Raw genomic sequence first — 449 nt, forward strand, 5'->3', positions numbered from 1 at the left:
CTAAAGCGCACAGGGCAAATCTGAAAGATCGCGACGCGCTTTAGGGGCAGAAGGCGACGACTATCTCGGCTGGTCGACCACCACCAGCTGGTCCGGCTTGAAGCCTGCATGCTGCGGCGTCCAGATGTCGCCCTCGCGGTTGAACCAGTGGCACAGATACATGCCGGAAGCCGCCCCGTCGCTGACGGTCATTTCCGGGCCTCCGGATTTCAGCCTGACGACGTCTCCGGTCTTGAAACTATTGGGCATTTCGGCCTCCCATGCTGAGGCCATGAGTTTTCCACCAAACCTGAGTCGCGACAATGGTCGATGTGCCTGATCACTCCGGCACGCCGGCGATGCCCAGCGCCTCGACGTAACGCTCGGCGAACACCTTGTCCAGCCACGGGTTGATCTGCCTCTGCAGGGTGAGCGTGAAGGTCGGGAACGCCTCCATCAGCCGGCGCGCC

At 62.1% G+C, this 449-nt stretch carries 1 protein-coding gene; it reads right to left on the bottom strand.

The window, feature by feature from the left end; genetic code table 11:
• Positions 1-60: 60 nt before the first annotated feature.
• The gene (locus tag EN859_RS35375) at positions 61-249 is read right to left on the bottom strand and encodes a YodC family protein (RefSeq protein WP_127866364.1); all 189 of its coding nucleotides are present in this window, start codon (positions 247-249) and stop codon (positions 61-63) included.
• Positions 250-449 lie beyond the last annotated feature (200 nt).

It is taken from the genome of Mesorhizobium sp. M00.F.Ca.ET.216.01.1.1 (assembly GCF_004010325.2).
Classification (GTDB): domain Bacteria; phylum Pseudomonadota; class Alphaproteobacteria; order Rhizobiales; family Rhizobiaceae; genus Mesorhizobium.